Here is a 25,901-nt window from a genome sequence, read left to right on the forward strand (position 1 = left end):
TATCAGTGGCGCCGCTCAACGATATACCGCGCCAGATCACGCAGGGGCTCGGCCGCCGCGTCGAAAGGTCGCAGGGCGTCCAGGGCCTGGTCCCGTAGCTCAAGGGCGTAGGCCTTGGCGGCTTCCAGGCCGAGCAACGACGGATACGTCGGCTTGCCCCGGGCAATATCAGCGCCTTGGCGCTTGCCGAGGGTCGCGGTATCGCTTTCAACGTCGAGAATGTCGTCCTGCACCTGAAACGCCAAGCCGGTGGCCTGCGCATAAGTTTTCAGCGCTGCCAAGTGCGCGGCTTCGGCGCGGCCACTGGCCAGAGCGCCGAGTTGTACGGCCGCTTCAATCAGCGCGCCGGTCTTGTGGCGGTGCATGTATTCGAGGGCTTGCTGATCAAGCTTCAGGCCGACTGAGCCCAGGTCAATCGCCTGGCCGCCGACCATGCCAGCCGGGCCTGCGGCCAATGCCAGGGCGGTGACCATGCGCAAGCGGATCTCGGTGTTCACACTGCTCAGCGTCGGGTCCAGCAAGGCGCTGAACGCCAGGCTTTGCAGGCCATCACCCGCCAGAATCGCACAGGCTTCATCAAAGGCTTTATGGGTGGTGGGCTGGCCGCGACGCAGGTCGTCGTCGTCCATCGCCGGCAAATCGTCGTGGACCAGTGAGTAGGCGTGAATCAACTCCACCGCACAGGCCGCGCCGTTGGCTTGTTCCGCTTGCGCACCCAGAGCCTCACAGGCCGCATAGGCGAGCAACGGGCGCACGCGTTTGCCGCCATTCATCACGCTGTAGCGCATGGCTTCATACAAGCGGTTCAGTTCGGGGCTTGGCGCAACAAACAGGGTGTCCAGCGCAGCATTGACCCGGGCCTGGCTGCTGGCCTGATAGGCGACGATCATTCAGGCTGTTCCGCGTCGAAAGGCTCTTCGGCCAACTCCCCATCACGTTCCAGCAACACCTGGACCTTCTGCTCGGCCTGCGCCAGGGCGCTCTGGCAATCGCGGGTCAGGCCGATGCCTTGCTCAAACGCCGTCAACGAGTCTTCCAGCGACAGCTCGCCGTTCTCCAGACGCTCGACCAGGGTTTGCAGGTCAGCGAGGGATTGTTCGAAATCGAGTGCAACTTTTTTGCGGGCCATGGCGGCTATTCCGGTTGACGGTAAACGGGCGCGACACTAGCAGACATGGGGGGTTGGGGCAAATGAGGGGGGGATTTGTGATGAGGATCAAGGGAGGTGTGCAGGCTTTGTTGGCGCCGCCGCGTTCGCCCCCTCATTGGATTAGTGTTGTCAGGGAGGATGATCCGGACGAACGGGGGGGGCAATTGCGTGAGCCGAATAAAGGGCTTATTCGGCTCAACGTCAGACAGGTCATTCCTCAGTCATAGAGCCAAGGCTTCAACTCTTGCAGGTTCTTCACCACGATCTGCTGGGCCTCTGGTTTGGGGTCGAGGTTCTTTGGATCGATCTGATAACGCTGCAGGACATATTTCACCAGAGCCTGGCGACTGGGGATCACTAACTGGCCGTCGACCATGCCGAAATCCGTCTCGATGATCGCCCGTTGTGCCGCTGTCAGGCGCTGATCCGGGGCAATCACCAGCGCCACTTCGGTTTCCCAGACACTGTCATCGCCTATCACGTTCTCGGATTTGCCCAGCAACTCCGGTTCGCCCCGCAGACGGCTGAGGACAAAGTCACGGTACTTGCGGTTCTTCTCGCAATACGCCCGCACATGCCAACGCATGCCGGTGTACACCAGAGTGTGCGGCGCAATCAGCCGAATTTCCGGCTCGGGGTTGGCCAGGGACACATACTCGGTTTCCAGGCGCAGCCCTTCGCGACAGGCCTTGAGCAGCGGGCGCAAAATCTGTGGTCGAATGGTGCGGTCCGGCACCTCCAGCACCTTGGTATGGGCGTAGGCCAGCGCCAGCCCCTCGATGTGCGGCGCCCGTTCATTGTTCTGATACAGCAGGTGTAAATAGGCGCTGGCGCTGTCGTCGATAAACCTGGGTTTGAACTGCTTGCTCGGGACGTAGCCCTTGAGCTGCTTGTCATATGTCAAGTTTCGGGGCGCATGTTCGGTGATGTAGGTGTTGATGTCCTTCGACGCCTGCTGGCGGCTGATGCCGAAGCTCTGGATCAAGTGGCCCGTGGTCAGGCGCCCCTCCCACCAGGCCACGGTCTCGATCAAACGATAGCGAAGTGCCAGGTCCCAGCGGACGTGCTCAATGGATTGCTTGCGTTTCATGACCCCTCCCATGTGTGCCATTACTTTACCTGTATCTGTCCACAGTATAGACCTGTAATAAAAGACTACATATCGTGTGGCTGTCTTCGAGATCACTCGAACTCACCAGAAGGAAGCAGGACATGGGTATGTCGGAGGTTATTTCGACAGGTGCGCTGGTATTGATTGGTGTGATTTTGCTGGTGCTGTTGATGCAGTACCTGCGGTTGCGGGAAATTTGGAAGTTTGTCATCGGCTGCCGCACGGCGACTCGCTGGGCGAAGATTCGTGAGATGGAGAACCGCGAGTTGCGTTCAGCCTTACGCGCCGAGAAAGCACGTATCGCACACCTTCAGCGCACGTTGGTGCAGCTGCAGGAGGCAGGCCCTACGGCCTGACGATGACAATTACCCGAGGCGATGCTTGTTTCGGGTTTCCCCGAATGGAACATAAGGAGGTGGCGTCATGCCGATTAGACCGAAGCCGTATACGTTCGTGTGTGGGGGATGTGGGTGGCATAAAACTGTGGCGCCGCGCAGTGATGCGCTGGGGCGGCAAGATTGGTTTGAGTGTTGCCCCGCATGCGGGAAAGACGGGTTGGAACGCCGGCTTGCCGGCCAGTGGGAGGGCTGGATTGCGCAGCTATTGGCTGGGCGAAGGTGGCACTGACAGGCCCGTGCGCAGAAAGCGAAGTGCGAATGCCAATTGGCTAGGTGCATAAAGGAGCAACTATCCTTTTTCTGCACCCGACACAGACGCCCGATCGCAACATTGTTGAGTGTCCGCTTCCAGACTGGTTTCAAACGCCACCAGCCCGGCATGCACGCTTTGCAAGGCTTCAATTCGGCTCACCAACTCGCGTTTCTTGTCGGCAATGGCCTTGCTCGCTCGCTGCCAGGGCAGCTCATCGCCCTGGTGCCCGTGGAGGATTTTCTGCAACTCCTTGAGCTTGAACCCCAGCTGCTGCGCACACTTGATAAACATCAGCAGCTCAACGCTCTGTGCTGAATAAACCCGGTAGCGACCTTCCCGTTGCGGCGGCGGTAACAGACCGATGTCCTCATAGTGACGAATCGCTTTGATCGTTGTGCCCGACAGTAGCGCGGCTTTGCCGATGTACATGAAACGTCCTTTTTCCGAAGAGGGCACCGGCCTGCTTTAACCACCTGTCCCTTTGCTGCACCGTTGAACCCAGCACCGGCCCGAACATCAACGACTTGATCGGCTTGATGCCGCAAAACTCAAGGGTCGTCCTGCGCATCTGATGCAAACCGGGCATGCGGTAGAACCACCTGTAATACCACGGCGGCGTATCCAGGGTCACCAGTAAGTGTGCGGTTCGCCCCTTCAGCAGCTTGTCCGGGAACGCCTTGCCCTCGCGATATTTAAAGGCAAACCCCGGCAGGAAAACCCGGTCGATAAAACCCTTCATCAACGCCGGGATGCCACCCCACCAGATGGGGAAAACAAACGTCAGATGCTCGGCCCAGAGAATGTCGGATTGAGCCTTCAGCAAATCAGGTTCGAGGGTTTGGATCTGGGTGTAGCCGTTGTGCAGGATGGGGTCGAAGGCCAGCTCGGCCAGGTGCAGGAGGCGTACGTCATGGCCGGCGGATTTGGCGGATGCGATGTAGGTATTGGTGAGGGCAGAGCAGAAACTGGTGCGGGAGGGGTGGCCGAGGATGACCAGGATTCGTTGGTTCATGGAGGTAGATCCTGAAAAATAAGCCTCAGGGTGAGGTGTGACCTTAGGGGGAGAGTCAAGCAGAAGCGCCGGCCCAGAAGCGTCGACCATTGCGTCTCTGGGCGGCAGAGGGTGTCCTGATGCTCATGAATGCGAGCAGATATATCCACTTCTGTTCATTTAAAGGCTTTCCAGGCACCGGGATTCGATGAGGGTAACTCCTCTCATACTCAAAGACTGGTCATGCTGCGACAAGGCCAGGTAGGGTCATGTCGGCTCAGCATCCACCATCAGCTCATCCTTCACGACGATTGGCTCGTTACCCATATCACGATCAGTTGTGAACCAGCCCAAAGCAGTATTTCCGACGTATTTCGTTAGTGCATAGTTGGCTGTGGAGCCAATCACTACGCCAATGCCGAATGGAATTGCCTTTTCCAATGCTTTTCGAGTGAAGGTGATGCCTATGCGTTTGAACATTTCCTTGATTGCCTGCAATGCTGCTCCCTTCAGATACTGGCGTACCATGTTTACGCCAGCCTTAGAGGCGAATGCGGTACCAACTTCCACGCCAAACTTCTCCAGCGACCCTCCTGCTGCAATCATAAATGCCAGTTGCCGCGCATCCTCACTTGTGAGATCCCAGCCAAAGGCATCAGCCAGGCACATGCACATATCGACTTGAAATTTCATACCGATTGTAGCGTCGGTTAGTCCGCCACCGACCATCGCGACGGCAGTGCCCAGGCCCGGTATGACGCCGGCCAAAGCCGTAACTCCACCGCTAGTGGCTGACATTTTTGAGTAACGACTGATGATTTTCTTCGCGACCAGTGCCTGAACTTCATGTTCTGAAGCATTAGGTTTAGATGCCTTCACTTGAATTCTGTATTGCGAGACTAATGCCCGGGCATCCTTTGGACTGATGGCGATCGACTCTACAGCCTTGAGCAGGCGTGACTCGTTTTCTGGCTTCGTTTCGTCGGTCATACAAAAACTTCCTGTTTGGTATTGGCGAGCCGTGCCGGTGAATCCACGGGCTAATAGAGAGCCGCTCTGACGCAGCCGCGCAGTGCTTGGGAAGGTTTATCGGCATCGAGCTGGATTCATTGAGTGGGCAATGATGCTGTAGTGCCATTATTGCCTGCATAAGCACCGGAAGACCCGGTACTGCATGGTTAGGACGTGTAAAAAATCCATGCAGAGCAGCGTGTGTTGCCGCTGACCGAAAACTGACCCCGGTGGGTCAGTTCTCAATCAGCGCCCACTTAGAGATATCAACCAGCCCGCACCAAGGTGTCGGGGGATGGACTGAAGTATGGGCTGGCTCGATGCTTGACTGAAAAAGTCTTATTTTACAAATGGATAGGAAATTAAAAAGCCGGCTTGTGGCCGGCTTCTCGGGGACGGGTTCAGCTTATTTTTGGTAAACCTCACCAGCCTTCAAATCGTTCAGCTAGGCTTTCACCTGGCTGATAGGGGCATCAGCGGGAACTCCTCCGCATCGCCAGGCAGGGCGGCGAGCGTTAAGCCAACCCCCTACCAAATGTGCCGCGCATGATACCCATATTCCCCTCAATTTCCCAGCTTCGCGTCCGTTTTAGAGCCTTCGTAGCTCAGTAAATGATCATCCAGCGGCACCGGTGGCCTTCGATTATTGAGGGTGTACCACCAAAGCACTCTCACAAAAAAGCCCCGATTAATCGGGGCTTTCTGGATTGCCTGGGCAATGAGTCGCGGGTATCAGCCTTTGTAAGCGGCTACCGACTTCATGATCTCGGTACGGGCGGCTTCTGCGTTGCCCCAACCTTCGATCTTCACCCATTTGCCTTTTTCGAGGTCTTTGTAGTTCTCGAAGAAGTGCTTGATCTGTTCCAGCAGCAATGGCGGCAGGTCGGTGTACTCCTTCACGTCGACATACAACTGGGACAGTTTGTCGTGTGGCACTGCGATGACTTTGGCATCGCCGCCGCCGTCGTCGGTCATGTGCAGGATGCCGACCGGGCGGGCGCGGATGACCGAGCCTGGGGTGACCGGGTAAGGGGTCACGACCAGCACGTCGAGGGGGTCACCGTCGTCAGCCAGGGTGTTGGGGATGAAGCCGTAGTTGGCCGGGTAGAACATCGGGGTGGCCATGAAACGGTCAACGAACAGGCAATCGCTGTCTTTGTCGATTTCATATTTGATCGGCGCGTGGTTGGCCGGAATCTCGATGGCGACGTAGATGTCGTTCGGCAGGTCTTTGCCAGCCGGAATCTTGCTGTAGCTCATTGGGCGTTGCCCCCGTAGTTGGCCAAGAAACTTGGCCGGATTGGCCTAAAAGTGGCGGCGATTATAGGCATATTCCGAGGCCGATGCCACGCGCCAGACGTCGTACGGTACTTAGCCTTCAGTCTGATAGCGCGGGTCGCTGGCTTGTAGTTGTGTAAGGCGCGTCAGTGGGTCTTGGCGGTAAAAGTGGCTCAGTTGCTCATAGACCCGTGGGTAACTGCTGATCAGCAAATCCGGGGCGCTGAAAAAATACTCGCTGGTGACAGCAAAAAACTCTGCCGGGTTTTCGGCGGCGTAGGGGTCGATGGCGGTTTCGGCATCGGGGTTGTGGTCGAGTTGGCGGTTGAGGTCGTCGAAGGCGCTTTGCATCACATTCGCCCACTCCTGCACGCGCATGTCGCTGTGCAGCGGCGGCAGGCCGTTGGCGTCGCCATTGAGCATGTCGAGTTTGTGGGCCAGTTCGTGGATCACCAGGTTGTAGCCTTCCCAGTTGCCGCTGGCCAGCACACCGGGCCAGGCGAGGATCACCGGGCCTTGCTGCCAGGCTTCGCCGCTGTGTTCGCCGTCCCACTCGTGCTCGACACCGCTGGCGTCGCGATGGCGTTGCGGGCTGACAAAGTCGTCGGGGTACAGGACGATTTCGTGGAAACCCTGATACCACTCCAAATCACCCAGGTGCATCAATGGCAGTTGCGCCTGGGCGGCGAGCAGCAGGCGTTGTTCCTGGTGCAGTTCCACGCCGGGCAGGGCGGTGAGGTGTTTTTGCGCGAGAAACATCACGCAGGCTTCACGCAGCCACTGGTCTTGCTCGGCGCTGATGCCGTCGAGAAAGGTCAGGTGATGGCGCACCCGCTGCCAGGTGTCATCGGCAACGGGATGCTTGGCCAGGATGCGCCGGCGACGCCAGGCGCTGAGGGACCACATCGCCGGTCAGTGTGGTTTGGCTTCGGACGAGGTGCGGCCAAAGCGGCTGCGGAATACACCAATGATCATCGGCACCAGGGACAGAAGGATGATAAACACCACCAGCAGCGACAGGTTTTTCTTGATGAAAGGTACGTTGCCGAAGTAGTAGCCCAAGGTGACGAGGCCGCCAACCCACAGGATGGTGCCTAAAACACTAAAACCGAAGAAGCGTGGGTACGGCATCTTGGCGATGCCAGCGACGAACGGCGCGAAGGTCCGCAGGATCGGCAGGAAGCGCGCCAGGGTCACGGTTTTGCCACCGTGCTTGTCGTAGAAATCGTGGGTTTTCTGCAGGTAGTCGCGGCGGAAGATTTTCGAGTTGGGGTTGCTGAACAAGCGCTCCCCAGCCGTTCGTCCGATCACGTAGTTGGTGCTGTCGCCGAGGATTGCCGCCAGCATCAACAGGCCGCCCAGCAGGACCGGGTCCATGCCGCCGCCCGCGGCTACAGCGCCGGCGATGAACAGCAGCGAGTCACCCGGCAGGAATGGCATGACCACCAGCCCGGTTTCGCAAAAGATCACTAGAAACAGGATGGCGTAGATCCACGGCCCGTAGTTGGTTACCAGCAGGTCGAGATACACGTCGAGATGCAGGATAAGGTCGAGCGGGTTGAAATCCATGGATGGCACCTGTGTGAATGACCCGACTCAGCGGGGCGTGCGAAGGCTTCGGGTAATAAGGCTACAAGGTTGTGGCGACTTTCTTACGACCCTGAAACGTCGGCATTATACGGACTGAGTGGTGAAAAGCGTGTTGGTTTTGTAGCGGGGGATGTCGCAGAGGGTAGCTGTGCAGGTTATGGGGCTGCTGCGCAGCCCAGCGGGAGCAAAGCTCCCTTGCCATAGGTTTGTGCTGCCTTTAGCGGGGCTATTCGTCACTGATCGGCAACACGTAGTTCTTGAACTCCGTATCTTCACGAAACCCGATCGACTCATAGGTCTTTTGAGCCACTTTATTGTCGCTGCTGGTGGACACTCGCAAGCGTACGGCGTGAGTCTCCTTGGCCATTTTCTTCGCCGTTCGCATCAGGTTATCGGCCACCAACTGGCGCCGGGCATCTTCGGCAACGTAGATATCGTTGAGAATCCACACGCGCTTGAGGGACAGCGACGAAAAGCTCGGATACAGCTGGCAAAAGCCCAGCAGTTTGTCGTCGTCATCCGCCAGGGCCAGGTAGATCACCGATTCCTTGCGCCGCAGACGCTTCTCCAGGAAGGCCCGGGATGAATCAGGAAAGGGCAGCGCGCCATAAAATTCGCGGTATTTGACGAATAACGGGGTCAGCAGGTCCAGGTGTTCCAGGGTCGCTTGAGTAATCCGCATGCTAGGCCTCAACTTCCAAATGGGGGACGACGACGCGAGCGGCCGTGGTTTGATGCTGCCTAAAGTCGGAAAAAATCGCAATCGTGCAGAATCAATGCTCCGGCGGGCTGAGCAGGAAGTTACCCTTCATCATCGCAGGATCGTCTGATTCCAGTGTCTGAACCTGGGCTTCATCCTTGAGGTTGACCCCCGACAATTGCCGGCGACAGGCCTCGCGCATCAAGTACAGCAGGCGGTGAGCCGCCATGCCGTAGCTCAAGCCCTCCAGGCGAACATTGGAAATACAGTTTCGGTAGGCATCGGTCAGGCCGACCTTGGGGTTGTAGGTGAAATACAGCCCGAGGCTGTCCGGTGAACTGAGCCCCGGTCGTTCGCCGATCAGGATCACCACCATTTTTGCGCCCAGCAATTGGCCTATTTCGTCGGCCACCGCCACACGGCCCTGTTCCACCAGAATCACCGGCGACAGCGACCAGCCTTCTGCGTGAGTCTGCTCTTCCATTCGTGTCAGAAACGGCAACGTATGTTTATGCACCGCCAGCGCCGACAGGCCGTCGGCCACCACTACTGCCAGGTCGACGCCGCCTGGGTTGGCCTCGGCGTAGTCCCGCAGGATCTGCGCCGATTCATCGCTCAGGCGCCGCCCCTGATCCGGGCGTTGTAGGTAGCTGTGGCGGTCGATAGCAGCGCTGTGCAGCAATAGGCTGTCGCGGCCGCGCTCGGCCATTTGACTGCTCAACCCCGCGTGATCGAACGGCAAGTGCACCGCATCCCTGGCCTGGGCGTGGGCGAACTGAAAGTCCAGTTGTGCGCCCGTGGGAATGCTGGTGCCGGTGCGGCCCAGGGCAATCCTCGCCGGGGTCAGGCGGCGCAGTTCCAGCCAGGGATTATCCACAGGCTCGGTGCTGATCTCAGGGGTATCGATATGCACTGGAGGCTCCTTCATCCCAATTGCGCCAAGGCTTGGCGGAAGGCTGGTGGCAGGCTGTTGCCAAAACGCACTTTGCCATCGGCTTGCGTGAATATGCCCATTTTCGCCAGCCACTGTTCAAACTCGGGCGCTGGTTTTAAACCCAATGTTTGTCGGGCGTACAGCGCGTCGTGGAACGAGGTGGTCTGGTAGTTGAGCATGATGTCGTCGGAGCCGGGGATGCCCATGATGAAGTTGATCCCGGCCACGCCCAGCAGGGTCAGCAGGGTGTCCATGTCATCCTGGTCGGCTTCGGCGTGGTTGGTGTAGCAGATGTCGCAACCCATCGGCACGCCCAGCAGCTTGCCGCAGAAGTGATCTTCCAGGCCGGCGCGGATGATCTGCTTGCCGTTGTACAGGTACTCCGGGCCGATAAAACCGACCACGGTGTTCACCAGGAACGGCTTGAAGTGCCGCGCCACGGCATAGGCGCGGGTTTCGCAGGTTTGCTGGTCAATACCAAAATGCGCATTGGCCGACAGGGCGCTGCCCTGGCCGGTCTCGAAATACATCAGGTTCTGCCCCAGGGTGCCGCGATTCAGGCTCAAGCCCGCGTCGTAACCTTCCTGCAGCACACTTAGATTGATGCCGAAACTAGCGTTGGCCGCTTCGGTGCCAGCAATCGATTGGAACACCAGGTCCAGCGGCACGCCCCGGCTGATCGCCTCGATGGACGTGGTGACGTGGGTTAACACACAGGCTTGGGTGGGAATGTCATAGCGTTGGATGATCGCGTCGAGCATTTCCAGCATGGCGCAGATCGAGGCGATGCTGTCGGTGGCCGGGTTGATGCCGATCATCGCGTCGCCGTTGCCGTAGAGCAGGCCGTCGAGAATGCTCGCGGCGATGCCCGCCGGTTCATCGGTAGGGTGGTTGGGTTGCAGGCGCGTAGACAGGCGCCCACGCAGGCCCATGGTGCCGCGAAATTGGGTAATGACGCGGATCTTCTGCGCCACCAACACCAGATCCTGCACGCGCATGATCTTCGACACGGCGGCGGCCATTTCCGGTGTCAGCCCCGGCGCCAAGGCTCGTAGGCTGTGTTCGTCGGCCGCGTCGCTGAGCAGCCAGTCCCGCAGGCCGCCGACGGTCAGGTGGCTGACCACGGCAAACGCCTGTTTGTCGTGGGTGTCGATGATCAGTCGGGTGACTTCGTCGCTTTCATAAGGGATCAGCACTTCTTCAAGGAAGTGCTTCAGAGGAATATTGGCCAGGGCCATTTGCGCCGCGACTCGTTCGCCGTCGTTCTGCGCCGCAACACCGGCGAGGAAATCCCCGGAGCGCGCCGGGCTGGCCTTGGCCATCACGTCTTTGAGGCTGTCGAAGCGGTAGGTCAGTGCGCCGACCGAATGGGAAAAGCTTGCCATACAGACTCTCCATGACGACGCGGGTGTTGGCCCGCGCCGTAGTTTACGGCGTTAGTGCAAGGCAGCTTCTGCGGCTTGAATGGCCGCAAACTCTTCTTCCGGCGTGCCTGCTACCAAGTGATGCCGACTGTAGAAAGCAAAGTAAGCAATTAATACTCCATAGATGATCGCGGCGCCAATCACCACCCGCGGATCTACCAGAAAACCCGCCACGACAGCGATGCAGGCGAGTACCAGGGCAAGGCCTGAGGTGAAGATGCCGCCCGGTGTGCGGTACGGGCGGTCCATTTTGGGGCGGCGGATACGCAGAGTGATGTGCGCGGCCATCATCAGTACGTAGGAAATGGTCGCGCCAAACACAGCCACCAGAATCAGCAGGTCACCCTGGCCGGTGAGGGACAGGCCGAAACCGATAATGCCGGGGATCACCAGCGCGAGCACTGGCGCCTTGCTTTTATTGGTCTGGGACAGTTTGCGCGGCAGGTAGCCGGCGCGGGATAGGGCGAAGATCTGCCGCGAGTAGGCGTAGATGATCGAGAAGAAGCTGGCGATCAGCCCGGCCAGACCCACCAGATTGACGAAACTGCCCATCCAGGTCGAGCCGCCGTAGGCCAGGGCCAGGGATTCGACCAGCGGGTTGCCGGATTTGACCAGCGCCAGGGTGCCAGCACCGCCCGGTGCAATCACCAGAATCAGCAGGGCGAAACTGGTGAGCACCACAATGGAGCCAATCAGCCCACGGGGCAGGTCGCGTTTCGGGTTCTTGGTTTCTTCGGCGGCCAGTGGCACGCCTTCGACGGCGAGGAAGAACCAGATCGCGTAAGGAATCGCTGCCCACACGCCGACATAACCAAACGGCAGGAAGCTGCTGGCGCCTTTGGCTTCAGTCACCGGAATGTCCAGCAGGTTGGCGACATTGAAGTGCGGCACCATCGCCACCAGGAACACGCCCAACGCAATGGCGGCGACGGCAGTGATGACGAACATCAACTTCAGCGCCTCACCGACACCAAAAATGTGGATGCCGATAAAGATGATGTAGAACGCCAGATAAATCATCCAGCCGCCAATGCCGAACAACGACTCACAATAGGCGCCGATAAACACTGCGATGGCGGCCGGAGCGATGGCGTACTCGATCAGGATCGCCGTGCCGGTGAGAAATCCGCCCCAGGGGCCAAATGCGCTGCGGGCAAAGCCGTAGCCGCCGCCGGCGGTAGGAATCATGGAGGACAGTTCGGCCAGGGAAAAACACATGCACAAGTACATGGTGGCCATCAGTAATGTGGCGAGGAACATCCCGCCCCAGCCGCCCTGGGCCAGGCCGAAGTTCCAGCCGGCATAGTCGCCGGAGATCACGTAGGCAACGCCGAGGCCGACCAAAAGCACCCAGCCGGCGGCGCCTTTTTTCAGTTCGCGTTGCTGGAAGTATTCGGAGCCGACCTTTTCGAAGTCGACGGAGGAGCCGGATGTGCCGGTAGGTTCGCTAGGCATGATGAAGCACCTTCTATTCTTATTGTTTTGTCCCGGCTTTCTTGAGCCGGATGGGGTAGCAGCTACTTGCGAAGATCAAATGTGGGCTTGCCTGCGATAACGGCAGTTCAGCAAACATCATTTGTTAAATGACTCGCCGCCATCGCGGGCAAGCCCGGCTCCCACATTTGATTGCATTTCAAATATGGGAGTGGGTTGCCCGCACAGGAGTGCTTAGAAGAAGCCCAACGGATTAATGTCGTAGCTCACCAACAGGTTTTTGGTCTGCTGATAGTGATCCAACATCATCTTGTGAGTTTCACGGCCCACACCGGACTTCTTGTAACCGCCAAACGCGGCATGCGCCGGGTAGAGGTGATAGCAGTTGGTCCAGACACGACCAGCCTTGATCGCCCGACCCATGCGGTAAGCGCGGTTGATATCGCGGGTCCACAAACCGGCGCCCAGGCCAAACTCGGTGTCGTTGGCAATCGCCAGCGCTTCGGCTTCATCCTTGAAGGTGGTGATGCTCACCACCGGGCCAAAGATCTCTTCCTGGAACACCCGCATCTTGTTGTTGCCCTTGAGCAGGGTCGGCTGGATGTAATAGCCGGTGGCCAAATCGCCGGTCAACTTCTCAACCTTGCCGCCGGTCAGTAGCTCGGCGCCTTCGGCCTTGGCGATTTCCAGGTAGGAAAGAATCTTGTCGAATTGTTGCTCGGAAGCCTGGGCGCCGACCATGGTATCGGTGTCCAGCGGGTCGCCGCGCTTGATCTGCTCGACCTTTTTCATCACCACTTTCATGAAGTCGTCGTAGATCGACTCTTCCACCAATGCACGGGATGGGCAGGTGCAGACTTCACCCTGGTTGAAGAACGCCAGCACCAGGCCTTCGGCGGCCTTCTCGATGAACTGCGGTTCGGCTTTCATGATGTCGGCGAAGAAGATGTTCGGCGATTTGCCGCCCAGCTCAACGGTGGAGGGAATGATGTTCTCGGCGGCCGCATGCATGATGTGCGAGCCCACTGGCGTTGAGCCGGTAAAGGCGATCTTGGCGATGCGCTTGCTGGTGGCCAGGGCTTCGCCGGCTTCTTTGCCGAAGCCATGCACCACGTTCAGCACGCCCGGCGGCAGCAGGTCGCCGATCAATTCCATCAGCACGTTGATGCCCAGCGGGGTTTGCTCGGCGGGCTTGAGCACCACGCAGTTACCGGCGGCCAGGGCCGGGGCGAGTTTCCAGGCAGCCATCAGCAGTGGGAAGTTCCACGGGATGATCTGCCCGACCACGCCCAGCGGTTCGTAGAAGTGATAGGCGGCGGTGTGTTCGTTGATTTCGGCGCTGCTGCCTTCCTGGGCACGGATGCAACCGGCGAAGTAACGGAAGTGATCAGCGGCCAGGGGGATATCGGCGTTGAGGGTTTCGCGAACCGCTTTGCCGTTGTCCCAGGTTTCGGTGATGGCCAGCAGTTCCAGGTTCTGTTCAATGCGGTCGGCGATTTTCAGCAGCACCAGCGAGCGGTCCTGGGCCGAGGTCTTGCCCCAGGCGTCAGCGGCGGCGTGGGCGGCGTCCAGGGCCTTGTCGATGTCTTCGGCAGTAGAGCGCGGGAATTCGGCGATGGGCTTGCCGTTTACTGGCGAAGTGTTGGTGAAGTAGTTGCCTTTGACCGGCGCAACAAACTCGCCACCGATAAAGTTGCCGTACTTGGCCTTGAACGAAACGATAGCGCCTTCAGTACCGGGGTGTGCGTAACGCATGGTGGGTATCTCCTGGCTTTTATGTTTATTTGGAGGGCAGCACATTGCATGTATAGGCAGCTGCGCTTGTATAAGCGTAGAGCAAAGGTCGGGCCAGTGCCTTGCAGGCCAGGTAAATCAAGGGGTTGCGATTTTTCACAGGCATTCGTTGTGACAGGAGTGATACAGCCTTCGTGACAGTTTGTGCCATAAGCGATACGCCCTGTGACCCACGGGTCGAACCGCGATTGCAATGAGCAAGAGCCTGGAGGATGCTGGGCGTCCCGGTCCGCGGTGTGTCCCACGCAGCAGGAGAACAATAAGAATATGCACAACGATCATTTCAGTCGCCATGCCCAGCAAGTGCTGACCGTAACCCGTGGCCAAGACCCACAGCACGGTCCGGGCAGCGACCCATCTATTGCCCGCTCCTGGCTGCGTTGCCTGGAGGATTATCACCTCGACCCCGCGCTGACCATCGCCCCCACGGTGCTGGAACACGGTCGCCTGCTGGAAAGTCGCGAGCGCCTGCAACAGGTGTTGCACATCGCCGGCAATGAAATGACCAGCCTGCACCAGCAGCTTTCCGGCGCGGGCCACGCGGTGCTGCTGACCGATGCACGAGGAGTGATCCTCAACTGCGTCACTGCCCCCAGCGAGCGCAAGATTTTCGAGCGCGCCGGGCTATGGCTTGGCGCCGATTGGAGCGAGGCCTGCGAAGGCACCAACGGCATCGGTACCTGCCTGGTGGAGCGCCAGGCTCTGACCATTCATCGCGATGAACACTTCCGTGGCCGCCATACCGGCCTGACCTGCTCCGCCAGCCCGGTGTTCGATCCCCATGGCGAGCTGCTGGCGGTGCTCGATGTGTCCTCGGCACGGGAAGCGGTCTCGCGCCAGAGCCAGTTCCACACCATGGCGCTGGTCAACCTCTCGGCGAAGATGATCGAGAGCTGCTATTTCCTGCGTTATTTTGAGAATCACTGGCTGCTGCGTTTCCATCTGCAGGCCGAGTCTGTGGGCCTGTTCAGTGAAGGGTTGCTGGCGTTTGATGGCGAAGGGCGGATTTGTGCCCTCAACCAGAGCGCGCTGAACCTGCTGGGCGAAGCCCGTGGGCGTTTGCTGGGGCTGCCGGTGGAGATGTTTTTCGATTGCTCCCTGGATGAGCTACTCGGTCGCGCCAGCGTCAATGCCAGCGCCAGTTGGCCCCTGCGCACCCGCGATGGGCGCAATGTATTCGCGGTATTACGCGGCCAGCCCCGTAGTGTGCCGAGCCCGGTGGTACAAGCGCTGCCGCAGGTGGATCGGCCGCGCCTGCCGAGTATTTGCCTGGGGGACGCGGCGCTGCAAAGCGATTTTCGCAAGGCTCTGCGAGTGTTCGAGCGTGACGTGCCGCTGCTGATCAACGGCGAAACCGGCTCCGGCAAGGAGGCCTTCGCCAAGGCCGTGCACCACGCCAGTCAACGGGCAGAAAAGTCCTTCGTCGCCCTCAACTGTGCGGCGATCCCGGAAAGTCTGATCGAAAGTGAACTGTTCGGCTATCGCGGCGGCAGTTTTACCGGCTCGCGCAAGGAAGGCATGCGCGGCAAGCTGCAACAGGCCGACGGCGGAACCTTGTTCCTCGACGAAATCGGCGACATGCCCCTGGCCTTGCAGACCCGTCTATTAAGGGTGCTGGAGGATCGACTGGTGGTGCCTATCGGTGGCGAACCACAAGCGGTGAACGTGCGAATCATCAGCGCCACCCACCGCAATCTGCTGGAGCGGGTGCAGGACGGCAGCTTTCGCGAGGACCTGTACTACCGGCTCAACGGCCTGGAAATCGCCTTGCCGCCGTTGCGTGAGCGTAGCGACAAGTCGCAATTGCTGGACTTCCTGCTGGCGCAAGAGGCGGGCGATCAGCCGGTGCTGCTTGATAGTGCGGCGCGCCAGGCGCTGCTGGCGTTTGCTTGGCCAGGCAATGTGCGGCAGCTGCGCACCGTGTTGCGCACGTTGGCGGCGCTGTGTGACGAAGGGCGGGTCGGTTTTGAGGACTTGCCGGCGATAATTCGCCAGGCTCGAACGCAGCCGGTCGCAGTGGATGAGCCTACGGACTCACCCCTAGACGATGCCGAGCGCCTGGCGTTGCTCAACGCCCTGGAGCAACAGCGCTGGCACATGACCCATACCGCCGGGCAGTTGGGCGTCAGCCGCAATACGCTCTACAGAAAGCTGCGTAAACATGGCATCGCCCGTTGAGATCCTGCAGCTAAAGAGTGCGATTTCTCCCACCCTGCGCTAACCTGCCTCGATGTTTTACGAGGTCGACTATGCACATTCATATTCTCGGTATTTGCGGCACGTTCATGGGCTCGATGGCGGTTTTGGCCAAAGAGTTGGGCCATCATGTCACCGGCTCCGATGCCAACGTTTATCCGCCCATGAGCACGCAACTGCAGGCCCAGGGTATTGAGTTGACCCAAGGCTACGACCCGGCGCAATTCGACCCGGTCCCGGACCTGGTGGTGATTGGCAACGCCATGTCCCGTGGCAACCCGGCGGTCGAATACGTGCTGAACAAAGGCCTGCCCTATGTCTCCGGTCCGCAATGGCTGTCGGACCATGTGCTGCAAGGCCGCTGGGTGCTGGCCGTCGCCGGCACCCATGGCAAAACCACCACCAGCAGCATGCTGGCCTGGGTCCTGGAACACGCCGGCATGAGCCCGGGCTTCCTGATCGGCGGTGTGCCACAGAACTTCTCGGTGTCGGCGCGTCTGGGTGACACGCCGTTCTTCGTCATCGAAGCCGACGAGTACGACAGCGCCTTCTTCGACAAACGTTCCAAGTTCGTTCACTACCGCCCGCGCACGGCGATCCTGAACAACCTGGAGTTCGATCATGCTGATATCTTCCCTGATCTGCCAGCCATCGAGCGGCAGTTTCACCATTTGGTGCGCACCATCCCCAGCGAAGGCCTGGTGATCCACCCGACCACCGAGCCTGCCTTGCAGCGAGTGATCGAGATGGGCTGCTGGACCCCGGTGCAAACCACCGGTGCCGGCGGGCAGTGGCAGGTCAAGTTGCTGAGCCAGGACGGTTCCAGGTTCGAGGTGTTGTTCGAAGGTGTCGCCCAGGGCGTGGTCGACTGGGATATGACCGGCCAGCACAACGTTGCCAATGCCCTGGTTACCCTGGCCGCCGCCCGTCATGTCGGCGTAGTCCCGTCCATGGGCATCGCCGCGTTGAGCGCGTTCAAGAGCGTCAAGCGGCGCATGGAAAAGGTCGCTGAAGTGAATGGGATTACCATCTACGACGACTTTGCCCACCACCCGACGGCGATTGCCACCACCCTCGACGGTTTACGCAAGCGCGTGGGTGATGCGCCGATAATCGCCATCATTGAGCCACGCTCCAACTCCATGAAACTCGGTGCCCATCGCGATGGCTTGCCGCAAAGCGTGGTCGATGCCGACCAGGTGGTGTGGTATGCGCCGGCCAACCTCGGCTGGGATCTGGCGGCTGTCGCCAACCTGTGCACGGTACCGTCGATTGTCAGCGATTCGCTGGAAGGCATCATCGAACGCGTGAAAAGCCAGGCCAAGCCCGGCACCCATGTGGTGATCATGAGCAATGGCGGCTTCGGCGGCCTGCACGGCAAACTGGCCGAGGCATTGCAATGAGCGGGCCGGAGCGTGTCACCCTGGCGATGACCGGCGCGTCTGGCGCGCCGTATGGCCTACGCCTGCTCGATTGCCTGGTACGTGAAGACCGCGAGGTGCACTTTCTGATCTCCAAGGCTGCGCAGTTGGTGATGGCGACCGAGACCGATGTCACGCTACCACCCAAGGTGCAGATGATGCAGGCCTTCCTCACCGAATACACCGGTGCGGCGGCGGGGCAGATCAAGGTTTATGGCAAGGAAGACTGGATGTCGCCGGTGGCCTCTGGTTCCGGCGCGCCGGCGGCGATGGTGGTGGTGCCGTGTTCCACCGGAACCTTGTCGGCGATTGCCACGGGTGCTTGCAACAACCTGATTGAGCGGGCGGCAGACGTGACCTTGAAGGAACGTCGCCAGTTGATTCTGGTGCCGCGCGAGGCGCCGTATTCGAGTATCCATCTGGAGCACATGCTCAAGCTGTCGAACATGGGTGTGACCATCCTGCCGGCGTCCCCAGGCTTTTACCATCAGCCGCAAACCATCGATGACCTGGTGGACTTTGTAGTGGCGCGGATTCTCAACCTGCTGAACATTCCTCAGGACATGTTGCCGCGTTGGGGCGAGCATCATTTGAGCAGTGATGAATAAAGCGCTGCTGGTATTGCTGGCGCTACAACTGACGGGCTGCGCCACTGCACGCACCCTGGATGCGGCGAAACCGGGTGCGCCGGTGGTATATGCAGGCATGCGCCTGGACCTGTATGCGATGCAGGGTGGCTGTTGTGCCATGGACCGCTTCGGCGCCGAAGCCCCAAGCTACCCTGGCATCGACCTGCCGGCCAGCGCCTTGCTCGATACGCTGCTATTGCCGCTGTCGGTGTTGACGGTGCTGGGAATAGGGTTTAACGCGACGGGCGGGCTCTAGCTTGCTCGCCCCGCAGTTGTCGAGCTCCGGCGAGGCAACGTCGGCCACACCACCGCTCTCAGATCAGCCCCCAGCACCGAGTCGCACCTGACGCAGCCTCGCCGGGGCTCGACAGCTGCTACGGTGAATCACCCCAGCAGCATTATTTGCCGAGCTTACGCAGCTCATCCGACTCCACAATCCGCAACCCATTTTGTTCTTCCAGCGCCAGCCGCCACATCGCCCGGGCCAGTTCGCAGACTTCTATGCCGTGATACTTGCCAGGAACCAGTCGCGATAGTGGCCCCGCCAGTTGTTCCACCAGGCGGGTCTCCAGCCGCTCCCCCAGCAGCAGTGAAGGTCGGACGATGGTCAATTGCGGCCAGTCCTGGGCCTTCAAGGCCTGTTCCATTTCGCCTTTGACTCGGTTGTAGAACACCGAGGATTTCGGATCGGCGCCAATCGCGCTGATCACGATCAGGTGCCGTGCGCCCATTTCCCGCGCGCGCTTGCTGAAGGCCACGACCATGTCCAGGTCGACGGCACGGAAGGCTTGTTCGGAGCCTGCCAGTTTAATGGTGGTGCCCAGGCAGCAGAAAGCGATGTCCACCCGCCCGCTGAGTTGCGGCAGGAACACCGCCGGGTCGCCCACCGGGTTTTCCAGGTGCGGATGCTCGGCCAAAGGCTTTCGGCTGGGCGCGAGTACGCGGGTCACGGTGGGCTCGTTGAGCAGGCGGTCCAGCAGATGTTCCCCGGTCAAACCCGAGGCTCCGGCAAGCAAGACATGCTGAGGCGTCAAGTACATGATGTTTCCCCCTTGATACGGTTTCAGCTTAGTTGCTCTTGGCTTCCTTGCTATTCATAGAGACGCTTTCGAGCGCTTTTCGTGCCTGCTGCTTGCGTAATAATTGCCAATGGGCGATCACCCCTTTGGGTGCCCAGATCTGGGGTTCGGAGGCTTCGAAGTTGTCCTCCATCTCGCGCTCGGTTACATGCAGCTGCGCCAGCTTGAAGGCTTGCTGTAAATCGTCGGACTGGTTGAAGGCCTGGGCGAACAGCGCGTTGCCAAAGTAGGTGAAGTCGGCCTCTTCGGAGCAGCCAAACGATACGCGGTCGGCTCGGGAAGCCGTCATTATCAGGGTGCGTTCGTCTTTTAGCGCTGGGATAAAACCACCGGAGTAGCACGCCGAGATGACAATGATCTTGTCACGGTTTTTCAACGGTGCCAGCACGGCGGCGAGCTCGTCGGCTGGCAGGTCGGCCAGTTCCATGCGAGGTTGGTCCAGCACCAGTTCATGCTCGTGGGTGCCGTGGCTGGTCAAATAGATGAACACCAGATCTTCCGGGCCCGTGCGTTCGGCGAGCGTTTGCACGGCGCGGCGCAAGCTTTCCCGGGTGGCCATGGGGCGATCGGCGATATGGTCGCGGTGGTTGACCAGGCGGATTTGACCTTGGGCGCCGAAGCGGGTGGCCAGCAGGTTGCTGACGTAGTCGGCTTCACGCAGAAACACGCTTTGCTTGCCATCACCCGCCAGCACCAGGGTGTACAGCTCAACCGCTGCAGTTGAGGCGGGAACAGCGGCAAGAGCCTGGTCGAGCAGGCGACCCTGGGCCAGCACGCCGACTTCCAGCGCATCGGGCAGCAGGTGGCCGTCGGCATTGCGCACACGCATGCCGTTGACCCACGTCCCGGCTTGCACGGTGCCATCGGTGAGCACCAGCGTGCCTTTGCCCTGATAGCTGTCGCTGTCGAAACCGCCCACATAGAAGCTGCCGTCGGTGAGGTTCAGGCGACCCTCGCCGGTAAAGCGCCAGTCACTGAACTGACCTACGTAGTGGCTGGCGTCGACGCCAATCAATTCGCCCTTGCCGCTCAGCGCGCCCTCCTTGAACTCACCGATCCACACATCCCCGTCGGCGTTTTCGTAGCGGCCCTTGCCGTTGAGCTGGTTCTGTTTGAAGTGGCCGACGTACATGTCGCCGTCAGCGCTATTGAAGGTGCCGTTGCCTTCCAATTGCCCGTTGACGAAGTGGCCGCTGAACTGGTTGCCGCTGTCGTCGCTGCGCTGGCCTTCACCGTTGGGTTTACCGTGGGTGAACTGGCCCTGGTATTGGCTGCCGTCGGCCAGCTCCAGGCGACCGAGGCCGGAGTACTGGTCGTCCTTGAATTCGCCGCGATAGGTCATCTGGCCCTCTTTGAGGGTGCCTTCGCCGTTGCGCCGGCCTTGCTTGAAACCGCCAACGTAATTGGTGCCCGCAGTAGTCAGGCTGCCTTGGCCGTCGAACAGGCCTTGCTGGAACTGACCTTTATAGACTTCGCCGTTGCTGCCGTGCCATTCGCCTTGGCCGTGCCACTGGCCCTTGTCGAACTGGCCGGCGTACCAACTGCCGTTAGGGTAGTCCACGCGTCCCTGGCCTTGCAGCAGGCCATTGACCACATCGCCACGGTAACGCCCGCCGTCCGGCAGCCTTGCATCGGGCGGCAACAGTGATTCGCCATCACCGCACGCGGTGAGCAAAAGGGCCAGGACAAGGGCAAGGGGAGCGAGTGGGCGCATAGCGGGATCCGGATAATTGAGCGCCGAGTATGCCGCAGCTGTGAGATCTATACATGAGTTTGTGGCGAGCGGGCTTGCCCGCGTTGGGCTGCGCAGTCGCCCCAATAAAGACACTGCGCACCTTCATACGAAATCAGGTTGCAGGTTTTAGGGCCGCTTCGCGGCCCAACGCGGGCAAGCCCGCTCGCTAAAGGTAAGCTTTTGATTACATGACTGTTTCAGACGAAACAGAGTGATAACGACTCGGCGATGTAGCCTGGTTTTTCCTGGCCTTCAATTTCCAGGGTGCAGGTGGCCTTGAGCAGCCATTGGCCGGGTTTTTTCTCAGTGGCGTCGGTGAGGGTGACGGCCAGGCGCACCTTGGAGTTGACCTTTACTGGCTGGATGAAGCGCACGGTGTCCAGGCCGTAGTTGACGACCATTTTCACGCCTTCGGGCATGATCAGAATATCTTCAATCAATTTTGGCAGCAGCGACAACGACAGGAATCCGTGGGCGATGGTGCTGCCAAACGGGGTCTGGGCGGCCTTCACCGGGTCGACGTGGATGAACTGATGATCGCCAGTGGCTTCAGCGAACAGGTTGATGCGTTCCTGGTCGATGGTCAGCCATGCGGAACGTCCCAGTTCCTTGCCGACATAATCTTTGAGCTGCGCTACGGGTACTGAGGGCATTGTGACTCTCCTTGGGTTCATCGGTTTTTATTGTTCATGTGTGGGGCGAAGCCCTGACAACCACCTTAGATCATCATGGGCAATAGGCTTGGTCAACCCTCCATGTTTTTGGCGAATGCCGGTCCATAGGTCCAGCGTGCTTATAATGGCCGGCGCGCTTTTTGGGGGAGAGAACGGATGCTGTTACGCGGTCTGACATGGCTGGTGCTGTTTCAATTGCTTGGCACGGCAATTAATCACTTGTTCCTGCCGGTGTTGCCGGGGCCGATTGTCGGTCTGCTGCTGATGCTGGCGTATCTGGTGTGGCGCGGCGAGGTAGCCGAGCCCCTGAGCCTGGCGGCCAGCAGTTTGCTGCGTTACTTACCGTTGCTGTTGGTGCCGCCAGCTGTGGGCGTGATGGTTTACGCCAAGGACATCGCCACCGACTTCTGGGCCATCGTAGGTGCGCTGGTGCTGTCACTGGTGATCGCCATGGGCTTTGTTGGCGTGCTGATGCAAAGACTGGTCAAGCGCCAGGCGCGGCGGGAGGAGGGGCAATGACCTTCGACTGGCAAGGCGCGTGGGCAGCGGTGATCCATCATCCGTTGTTTGGCATTGGCATCACCCTGGGCGCCTATCAATTGGTGTTGGCAGGCTTCGAGAAAACCCGCTGGATCTTCCTGCAGCCGGTGCTGGTGTCGATGCTGCTGGTGATCGGCGTGCTGCTGGGCTGCGGCCTGACCTACGCCGAGTATCGTAAAAGTACCGAGATCATGAGCATCCTGCTGGGCCCGGCGACGGTGGCCCTGGCGGTACCGCTTTACTTGAACCTGCGACGGATTCGCCAGCTGTTCTGGCCGATTTTTACTACGCTGGTGGTGGGTGGTGTGCTGGCGACCGGCCTGTGTGTGCTACTGGGCTGGTGGTTCGGTGCCGAACACATGATGTTGATGACCATGGCGCCCAAGTCCGTGACCTCGCCGATTGCCATGCTGGTGGCCGAGCAGATCGGTGGTGTGGCGGCGCTGGCGGCAGTGTTTGTGCTGATCACCGGGGTGATCGGGGCGATGATCGGGCCGGCATATTTGTCGCGACTGGGGGTTCACAGCCCGGAGGCGCGTGGCATGGCGTTGGGCATGACTGCCCACGCCGTCGGCACCTCGGTGGCCTTGCAGGAAAGTGAAGAGTGCGGCGCCTTTGCGGCGCTGGCGATGAGTTTGATGGGTGTTGCGACGGCAGTGTTCCTGCCGTTGGCGGTATCACTGGTGATTTAAGTCGGGTTTAAGGAAACCTCTATGAGTCTGGCGCTTTTCCCGCTCAATACTGTGCTGTTTCCCGGTTGCACCCTCGATCTGCAACTGTTCGAGGCGCGCTACCTGGACATGATCAGCCGCTGCATGAAAAAGGGCGAAAGCTTTGGCGTGGTGTGCATCCTTGATGGCAAGGAAGTCGGGATGGCTCCCGATGGCTACGCGCTGGTTGGTTGCGAAGCACTGATCCGCGACTTCAAGCAGCAGGATAATGGCCTGCTGGGGATTCGGGTTGAAGGTGGCCGGCGGTTCCGCGTGCTGGAGGCGGATGTGCAGCGCGATCAGTTACTGCTCGCTGAAGTCGAATGGTTGGAAGAGCAACCCGAGCGGCCCCTGGACGAAGAGGATTGCGACCTGCTGGCGCTACTCCAGGCACTTGCTGAGCACCCAATGGTCGCGTCTCTGGATATGGGCGCCGACGCTGAAGGTCAGCAGGTGCTGGGTCATCGACTGGCGTATTTGCTGCCCTTTACCGAGGCCGACAAGGTTGACCTGTTGCAACTGGACGACCCGCAACGGCGCCTGGATGCGATCCAGTTGTTGCTTGATGAGCTGCAAGGTGAGCTGCTCACCTGAACCGCCTTGTGTGCAGGGAATCGTCCGTCTCTGCTTTCAGAATATTCATCGGTCCACTTAGTAGGCGTACCTGAGCAGAGCGTGGGCGCTGCCGCTAAATGCAAAAAAACCCAACACTGCCACACAGGCCGGCAAGATCAGCCACCAGACCTTCGGTGACATCGGCGGCAGAAGCGTCTGGCGCTGACTCAGGGTCAGGCTGAAGGCGCAGACCGTTATCGCCAACAGGGTGCCGGCCAGAATGTCGGACGGCCAGTGGGCGCCCAGGTACACCCGCGACAGGGCGATGGTCGCGGCGGGGATGCAGCCCAGCAACAGCCATGTCAGGCGCATGCGCGTGGGTTGGCCACGGCCTGCGAGCACTGCCAGGGCCAGGAAAAACGCAAACGAGCCGGAGGCGTGGCCGCTGGGCATGCTGAAGCTGGTTAGAGGGTCGGTCAGTATTTCCGGGCGTCCACGGGCAAAAAACAGCTTGGTGCCGGTATTGATCAGCGCCGCACCGAGCAGGGTGGCGCCGACGAAAATCGCGTGGCGCCATTGCCGCGCGAGCAGCAGCAGCCCGGTCAGCACCGCGCTGGCGACGAACATCTTCTTGAACTCACCCAACTGAGTAATCATCACCATGGCCTGGTCCATCGCCGGGCCGCGGTGTTCCTGGATCAGGGCCATCAAGCCTTGGTCCAAGTGGTTCAGGTACGGATAGCCGATAAACAGGGCGATCAACAACGTCAGGCTGGCGCAACCCATCCACAACGTGGCCCGTCGATGACCGCGCAGGCTGCTGTTGAGGCTTACTCCCAGCAAGACCGCCAGGCACGCAGCGACGACTCCGGCCTCGGGCCAGAAACCTTCGGGCAGCGGCAGGCGAAACGCTGCACCCGTGGCCCAGCCCGGTAGCAGGTACGCCACCGACCAGCCGGCGGCCGCCAGCACGCTGACGGCGGCGAAGCGCGGGAAAGGCATGTCGCACATGCCGGCAACCATCGGCAGCATCGGCCGCAGCGGGCCGATGAAGCGTCCTACCAGCAGGCTAGCAATGCCGTACTTGTGGAAGTAGGCCTCGGCACCACTCATCCATTCCGGATGATGGCGCAGGCCGGGCAGGCGGCGGATATTCTGGTGGAAATGGCGGCCGAGGTAGTAGGAGACTGAATCGCCCAACAGCCCGCCGAGCAAACCCAGCAATAGTGTTTCCCCCAGTGACAGCGCACCACTACCTGCCAATGCGGCAATGGCGAATAGCAAAACAGTTCCCGGCACGATCAAGCCGGCGATTGCCAGGCATTCAACGCAGGCCACGATAAACACCGCCGCCGCCAGCCATTGGGGGTTGAGGGTCAGCCAGCCGGTAATGCCATCGAGCCATGGGCCCATAAAATCAACTCCATTGGTATTCACAGTCCACTGTAGGAGCAAGCTTGCTCCTACAGTGGGTGGACTTATATCTTTCAAACCAAAAAGTAGTCGCGGCCTTCGACTTGGCCCCGGCGCAGCGGGTTCCGTGTGCAGTAGGGCGAATAGCCGCCGTCGACAAAGCGATACATCAAGTGTTCATCCCGTCCGTTGGGAATCCCCAGACGGGTGGTCTGGATAATCTGCGCCGGAACCAGTCCCACGTCTTCGACGTAGAGCTGTTCCTGGTCAAAGCGTTTGGCGTCCCACATCGGCACTTTTAGGCCCAGGGCCTTACATAGCAGGGTCTGCCCGGCGCACAGCTTCTGGGATGGGCGCGGCCTGCCGCTGGCATCCGGGTTGTTCAACAGCATTTGTGCCAGGCTCGCCGGCCCCGATAATTCATCGACCCACGGATAGCCAGATTTGATCAAGACGTCCGTGATTTACCTGTGAAGGTCGTTTTAGCCGCCCATCATTTGTTGAAGGCGTTCATGACAGTCACGGAAGGCATATTTGAATTCGTTGATTTTGTCAGGAGAGCTTTTTAATAAGCTATAAATAACAGTATCGTTTTCGGAGAGCTGTTTGAAGACGGAAAGGATATTTTCATCAAGCATAAAAGGTTGGTTGTTCTTTAATGCATGTATGCCAATTTTTAAAGCTGTTGTAATTCTAACTGCCTTTTCAAACTCCGCACTATTTGCACCTTGAATGCCTGCAGCATATCGTTCAAGGGCGGCGGCAAAAACTGAGTGCAACACCTGACCTTTCCGGTACGGTGCTGCCCCTATGTCTTATACCGAACTCAGCGTTGAAGAGCGCGCCACCATTCAAATCAGTCATGCCCAAGGCTTCAGCCT

Annotated in this window: 27 protein-coding genes and 2 pseudogenes; 8 read left to right on the forward strand and 21 right to left on the reverse strand. The window is 59.6% G+C overall.

The window, feature by feature from the left end; all coding sequences use genetic code 11:
- Positions 1-2: 2 nt before the first annotated feature.
- The 3 genes from ispA to FQ182_RS21635 all read right to left on the reverse strand — a co-directional run bounded on the left by ispA (position 3) and on the right by FQ182_RS21635 (position 2,240).
- Positions 3-890, reverse strand: coding sequence for a (2E,6E)-farnesyl diphosphate synthase (ispA, locus tag FQ182_RS21625; protein WP_149413596.1), 888 nt, complete (start codon positions 888-890; stop codon positions 3-5).
- A complete protein-coding gene (locus tag FQ182_RS21630) occupies positions 887-1,129 on the reverse strand; it encodes an exodeoxyribonuclease VII small subunit (protein ID WP_003176346.1) in 243 nt (80 codons plus the stop codon). Before FQ182_RS21630 ends, ispA begins: the two co-directional genes overlap by 4 nt.
- Before the next feature lie 238 nt (positions 1,130-1,367).
- Entirely contained in the window at positions 1,368-2,240 is an 873-nt protein-coding gene (locus FQ182_RS21635) for a WYL domain-containing protein (RefSeq protein ID WP_149413595.1), read from the reverse strand.
- Positions 2,241-2,362: 122 nt separating this feature from the next.
- Here FQ182_RS21635 and FQ182_RS21640 point away from each other — a divergent pair, with 122 nt between their 5' ends.
- Positions 2,363-2,617, forward strand: coding sequence for a hypothetical protein (locus tag FQ182_RS21640; RefSeq protein ID WP_149413594.1), 255 nt, complete (start codon positions 2,363-2,365; stop codon positions 2,615-2,617).
- 331 nt (positions 2,618-2,948) lie between these two features.
- On the opposite strand, the gene FQ182_RS21650 is transcribed toward FQ182_RS21640, so the two are convergent.
- The 12 genes and pseudogenes from FQ182_RS21650 to FQ182_RS21705 form a co-directional block, all read right to left on the reverse strand.
- Positions 2,949-3,341, reverse strand: coding sequence for a MerR family transcriptional regulator (locus FQ182_RS21650; RefSeq protein ID WP_149413592.1), 393 nt, complete (start codon positions 3,339-3,341; stop codon positions 2,949-2,951).
- A complete protein-coding gene (locus tag FQ182_RS21655) occupies positions 3,280-3,924 on the reverse strand; it encodes an NAD(P)H-dependent oxidoreductase (protein ID WP_149413591.1) in 645 nt (214 codons plus the stop codon). The genes FQ182_RS21650 and FQ182_RS21655 overlap by 62 nt, the downstream gene beginning before the upstream one ends.
- A gap of 246 nt (positions 3,925-4,170) precedes the next feature.
- Positions 4,171-4,893, reverse strand: a complete 723-nt coding sequence (locus FQ182_RS21660) for a hypothetical protein (protein WP_149413590.1) — start codon at positions 4,891-4,893, stop codon at positions 4,171-4,173.
- Positions 4,894-5,478: 585 nt separating this feature from the next.
- Positions 5,479-5,583: pseudogene (locus tag FQ182_RS30430) on the reverse strand (transcriptional regulator); the annotation flags it as partial.
- Between the two features lie 63 nt (positions 5,584-5,646).
- Positions 5,647-6,174, reverse strand: coding sequence for an inorganic diphosphatase (gene ppa / locus FQ182_RS21670; RefSeq protein WP_149413589.1), 528 nt, complete (start codon positions 6,172-6,174; stop codon positions 5,647-5,649).
- A 111-nt stretch (positions 6,175-6,285) separates the two neighbouring features.
- Positions 6,286-7,098: a zinc-dependent peptidase gene (locus FQ182_RS21675; protein WP_149413588.1), complete on the reverse strand. Its 813-nt coding sequence runs from the start codon at positions 7,096-7,098 to the stop codon at positions 6,286-6,288.
- Positions 7,099-7,104: 6 nt separating this feature from the next.
- Positions 7,105-7,761 carry a DedA family protein gene (locus FQ182_RS21680; protein ID WP_149413587.1) on the reverse strand — a complete coding sequence of 219 codons (657 nt, stop codon included), beginning with the start codon at positions 7,759-7,761 and terminating at the stop codon, positions 7,105-7,107.
- A gap of 247 nt (positions 7,762-8,008) precedes the next feature.
- A complete protein-coding gene (locus FQ182_RS21685; RefSeq protein ID WP_149413586.1) occupies positions 8,009-8,464 on the reverse strand; it encodes a GNAT family N-acetyltransferase in 456 nt (151 codons plus the stop codon).
- A gap of 91 nt (positions 8,465-8,555) precedes the next feature.
- Positions 8,556-9,410, reverse strand: a complete 855-nt coding sequence (gene eutC / locus FQ182_RS21690; RefSeq protein ID WP_149413585.1) for an ethanolamine ammonia-lyase subunit EutC — start codon at positions 9,408-9,410, stop codon at positions 8,556-8,558.
- Positions 9,407-10,801: an ethanolamine ammonia-lyase subunit EutB gene (locus FQ182_RS21695; RefSeq protein WP_149413584.1), complete on the reverse strand. Its 1,395-nt coding sequence runs from the start codon at positions 10,799-10,801 to the stop codon at positions 9,407-9,409. The genes eutC and FQ182_RS21695 overlap by 4 nt, the downstream gene beginning before the upstream one ends.
- Positions 10,802-10,852: 51 nt before the next feature.
- Positions 10,853-12,295 carry an ethanolamine permease gene (eat, locus tag FQ182_RS21700; protein ID WP_149413583.1) on the reverse strand — a complete coding sequence of 481 codons (1,443 nt, stop codon included), beginning with the start codon at positions 12,293-12,295 and terminating at the stop codon, positions 10,853-10,855.
- Between the two features lie 213 nt (positions 12,296-12,508).
- Positions 12,509-14,029, reverse strand: coding sequence for an aldehyde dehydrogenase family protein (locus tag FQ182_RS21705; protein WP_149413582.1), 1,521 nt, complete (start codon positions 14,027-14,029; stop codon positions 12,509-12,511).
- Positions 14,030-14,335: 306 nt separating this feature from the next.
- Between FQ182_RS21705 and FQ182_RS21710 the strand changes: the two genes are divergently transcribed.
- The 4 genes from FQ182_RS21710 (at position 14,336) to FQ182_RS21725 (ending at position 18,570) form a co-directional block, all read left to right on the forward strand.
- Entirely contained in the window at positions 14,336-16,246 is a 1,911-nt protein-coding gene (locus FQ182_RS21710; RefSeq protein ID WP_149413581.1) for a sigma-54-dependent Fis family transcriptional regulator, read from the forward strand.
- Between the two features lie 71 nt (positions 16,247-16,317).
- Positions 16,318-17,667: a UDP-N-acetylmuramate:L-alanyl-gamma-D-glutamyl-meso-diaminopimelate ligase gene (mpl, locus tag FQ182_RS21715; RefSeq protein ID WP_149413580.1), complete on the forward strand. Its 1,350-nt coding sequence runs from the start codon at positions 16,318-16,320 to the stop codon at positions 17,665-17,667.
- Positions 17,664-18,293, forward strand: a complete 630-nt coding sequence (gene ubiX / locus FQ182_RS21720) for a flavin prenyltransferase UbiX (RefSeq protein ID WP_149413579.1) — start codon at positions 17,664-17,666, stop codon at positions 18,291-18,293. Before mpl ends, ubiX begins: the two co-directional genes overlap by 4 nt.
- Positions 18,286-18,570: a YceK/YidQ family lipoprotein gene (locus FQ182_RS21725; RefSeq protein WP_149413578.1), complete on the forward strand. Its 285-nt coding sequence runs from the start codon at positions 18,286-18,288 to the stop codon at positions 18,568-18,570. The genes ubiX and FQ182_RS21725 overlap by 8 nt, the downstream gene beginning before the upstream one ends.
- 142 nt (positions 18,571-18,712) lie before the next feature.
- Here FQ182_RS21725 and FQ182_RS21730 read toward each other — a convergent pair whose 3' ends face one another.
- The 3 genes from FQ182_RS21730 to FQ182_RS21740 all read right to left on the reverse strand — a co-directional run bounded on the left by FQ182_RS21730 (position 18,713) and on the right by FQ182_RS21740 (position 21,781).
- Positions 18,713-19,354 carry an oxidoreductase gene (locus FQ182_RS21730; RefSeq protein WP_149413577.1) on the reverse strand — a complete coding sequence of 214 codons (642 nt, stop codon included), beginning with the start codon at positions 19,352-19,354 and terminating at the stop codon, positions 18,713-18,715.
- Between the two features lie 28 nt (positions 19,355-19,382).
- Positions 19,383-21,107 (reverse strand): C13 family peptidase, encoded by a 1,725-nt coding sequence (locus FQ182_RS21735; RefSeq protein ID WP_149413576.1) that lies wholly within the window; start codon positions 21,105-21,107, stop codon positions 19,383-19,385.
- 218 nt (positions 21,108-21,325) lie between these two features.
- Positions 21,326-21,781, reverse strand: a complete 456-nt coding sequence (locus FQ182_RS21740; protein ID WP_149413575.1) for a MaoC family dehydratase — start codon at positions 21,779-21,781, stop codon at positions 21,326-21,328.
- Positions 21,782-21,958: 177 nt separating this feature from the next.
- Here FQ182_RS21740 and FQ182_RS21745 point away from each other — a divergent pair, with 177 nt between their 5' ends.
- Genes FQ182_RS21745 through FQ182_RS21755 form a run of 3 tightly spaced genes read left to right on the forward strand, consistent with a single transcriptional unit; the run spans position 21,959 to position 23,646 of the window.
- Positions 21,959-22,321 carry a CidA/LrgA family protein gene (locus FQ182_RS21745; protein ID WP_149413574.1) on the forward strand — a complete coding sequence of 121 codons (363 nt, stop codon included), beginning with the start codon at positions 21,959-21,961 and terminating at the stop codon, positions 22,319-22,321.
- On the forward strand, positions 22,318-23,034 hold the full coding sequence (locus FQ182_RS21750; RefSeq protein WP_149413573.1) for an LrgB family protein: 717 nt from the start codon (positions 22,318-22,320) through the stop codon (positions 23,032-23,034). Before FQ182_RS21745 ends, FQ182_RS21750 begins: the two co-directional genes overlap by 4 nt.
- 21 nt (positions 23,035-23,055) lie before the next feature.
- Entirely contained in the window at positions 23,056-23,646 is a 591-nt protein-coding gene (locus FQ182_RS21755; protein ID WP_149413572.1) for an LON peptidase substrate-binding domain-containing protein, read from the forward strand.
- A gap of 57 nt (positions 23,647-23,703) precedes the next feature.
- Here FQ182_RS21755 and FQ182_RS21760 read toward each other — a convergent pair whose 3' ends face one another.
- The 3 genes and pseudogenes from FQ182_RS21760 to FQ182_RS21770 form a co-directional block, all read right to left on the reverse strand.
- A complete protein-coding gene (locus tag FQ182_RS21760; RefSeq protein WP_149413571.1) occupies positions 23,704-25,020 on the reverse strand; it encodes a bifunctional DedA family/phosphatase PAP2 family protein in 1,317 nt (438 codons plus the stop codon).
- 74 nt (positions 25,021-25,094) lie between these two features.
- Positions 25,095-25,475, reverse strand: a pseudogene (locus tag FQ182_RS21765) (DNA-3-methyladenine glycosylase); the annotation flags it as partial.
- Between the two features lie 27 nt (positions 25,476-25,502).
- Positions 25,503-25,802, reverse strand: a complete 300-nt coding sequence (locus FQ182_RS21770; RefSeq protein WP_149413570.1) for a hypothetical protein — start codon at positions 25,800-25,802, stop codon at positions 25,503-25,505.
- Positions 25,803-25,901: the final 99 nt, after the last annotated feature.

The sequence above is a fragment of the Pseudomonas sp. ANT_H4 genome (genome assembly GCF_008369295.1).
Taxonomy (GTDB): domain Bacteria; phylum Pseudomonadota; class Gammaproteobacteria; order Pseudomonadales; family Pseudomonadaceae; genus Aquipseudomonas.

Coding starts and splice junctions, on each gene's coding strand:
- FQ182_RS21740 (WP_149413575.1), bottom strand. CDS start 21,781: ATGCCCTCAGTACCCGTAGCGCAGCTCAAAGATTATGTCGGCAAGGAA.
- FQ182_RS21755 (WP_149413572.1), top strand. CDS start 23,056: ATGAGTCTGGCGCTTTTCCCGCTCAATACTGTGCTGTTTCCCGGTTGC.
- FQ182_RS21675 (WP_149413588.1), bottom strand. CDS start 7,098: ATGTGGTCCCTCAGCGCCTGGCGTCGCCGGCGCATCCTGGCCAAGCAT.
- FQ182_RS21710 (WP_149413581.1), top strand. CDS start 14,336: ATGCACAACGATCATTTCAGTCGCCATGCCCAGCAAGTGCTGACCGTA.
- FQ182_RS21760 (WP_149413571.1), bottom strand. CDS start 25,020: ATGGGCCCATGGCTCGATGGCATTACCGGCTGGCTGACCCTCAACCCC.
- FQ182_RS21695 (WP_149413584.1), bottom strand. CDS start 10,801: ATGGCAAGCTTTTCCCATTCGGTCGGCGCACTGACCTACCGCTTCGAC.
- mpl (WP_149413580.1), top strand. CDS start 16,318: ATGCACATTCATATTCTCGGTATTTGCGGCACGTTCATGGGCTCGATG.
- FQ182_RS21660 (WP_149413590.1), bottom strand. CDS start 4,893: ATGACCGACGAAACGAAGCCAGAAAACGAGTCACGCCTGCTCAAGGCT.
- ubiX (WP_149413579.1), top strand. CDS start 17,664: ATGAGCGGGCCGGAGCGTGTCACCCTGGCGATGACCGGCGCGTCTGGC.
- FQ182_RS21730 (WP_149413577.1), bottom strand. CDS start 19,354: ATGTACTTGACGCCTCAGCATGTCTTGCTTGCCGGAGCCTCGGGTTTG.
- FQ182_RS21680 (WP_149413587.1), bottom strand. CDS start 7,761: ATGGATTTCAACCCGCTCGACCTTATCCTGCATCTCGACGTGTATCTC.
- FQ182_RS21685 (WP_149413586.1), bottom strand. CDS start 8,464: ATGCGGATTACTCAAGCGACCCTGGAACACCTGGACCTGCTGACCCCG.
- FQ182_RS21705 (WP_149413582.1), bottom strand. CDS start 14,029: ATGCGTTACGCACACCCCGGTACTGAAGGCGCTATCGTTTCGTTCAAG.
- ispA (WP_149413596.1), bottom strand. CDS start 890: ATGATCGTCGCCTATCAGGCCAGCAGCCAGGCCCGGGTCAATGCTGCG.
- FQ182_RS21640 (WP_149413594.1), top strand. CDS start 2,363: ATGGGTATGTCGGAGGTTATTTCGACAGGTGCGCTGGTATTGATTGGT.
- ppa (WP_149413589.1), bottom strand. CDS start 6,174: ATGAGCTACAGCAAGATTCCGGCTGGCAAAGACCTGCCGAACGACATC.
- FQ182_RS21630 (WP_003176346.1), bottom strand. CDS start 1,129: ATGGCCCGCAAAAAAGTTGCACTCGATTTCGAACAATCCCTCGCTGAC.
- FQ182_RS21750 (WP_149413573.1), top strand. CDS start 22,318: ATGACCTTCGACTGGCAAGGCGCGTGGGCAGCGGTGATCCATCATCCG.
- FQ182_RS21725 (WP_149413578.1), top strand. CDS start 18,286: ATGAATAAAGCGCTGCTGGTATTGCTGGCGCTACAACTGACGGGCTGC.
- eat (WP_149413583.1), bottom strand. CDS start 12,295: ATGCCTAGCGAACCTACCGGCACATCCGGCTCCTCCGTCGACTTCGAA.
- FQ182_RS21745 (WP_149413574.1), top strand. CDS start 21,959: ATGCTGTTACGCGGTCTGACATGGCTGGTGCTGTTTCAATTGCTTGGC.
- eutC (WP_149413585.1), bottom strand. CDS start 9,410: ATGAAGGAGCCTCCAGTGCATATCGATACCCCTGAGATCAGCACCGAG.
- FQ182_RS21635 (WP_149413595.1), bottom strand. CDS start 2,240: ATGAAACGCAAGCAATCCATTGAGCACGTCCGCTGGGACCTGGCACTT.
- FQ182_RS21735 (WP_149413576.1), bottom strand. CDS start 21,107: ATGCGCCCACTCGCTCCCCTTGCCCTTGTCCTGGCCCTTTTGCTCACC.
- FQ182_RS21655 (WP_149413591.1), bottom strand. CDS start 3,924: ATGAACCAACGAATCCTGGTCATCCTCGGCCACCCCTCCCGCACCAGT.
- FQ182_RS21650 (WP_149413592.1), bottom strand. CDS start 3,341: ATGTACATCGGCAAAGCCGCGCTACTGTCGGGCACAACGATCAAAGCG.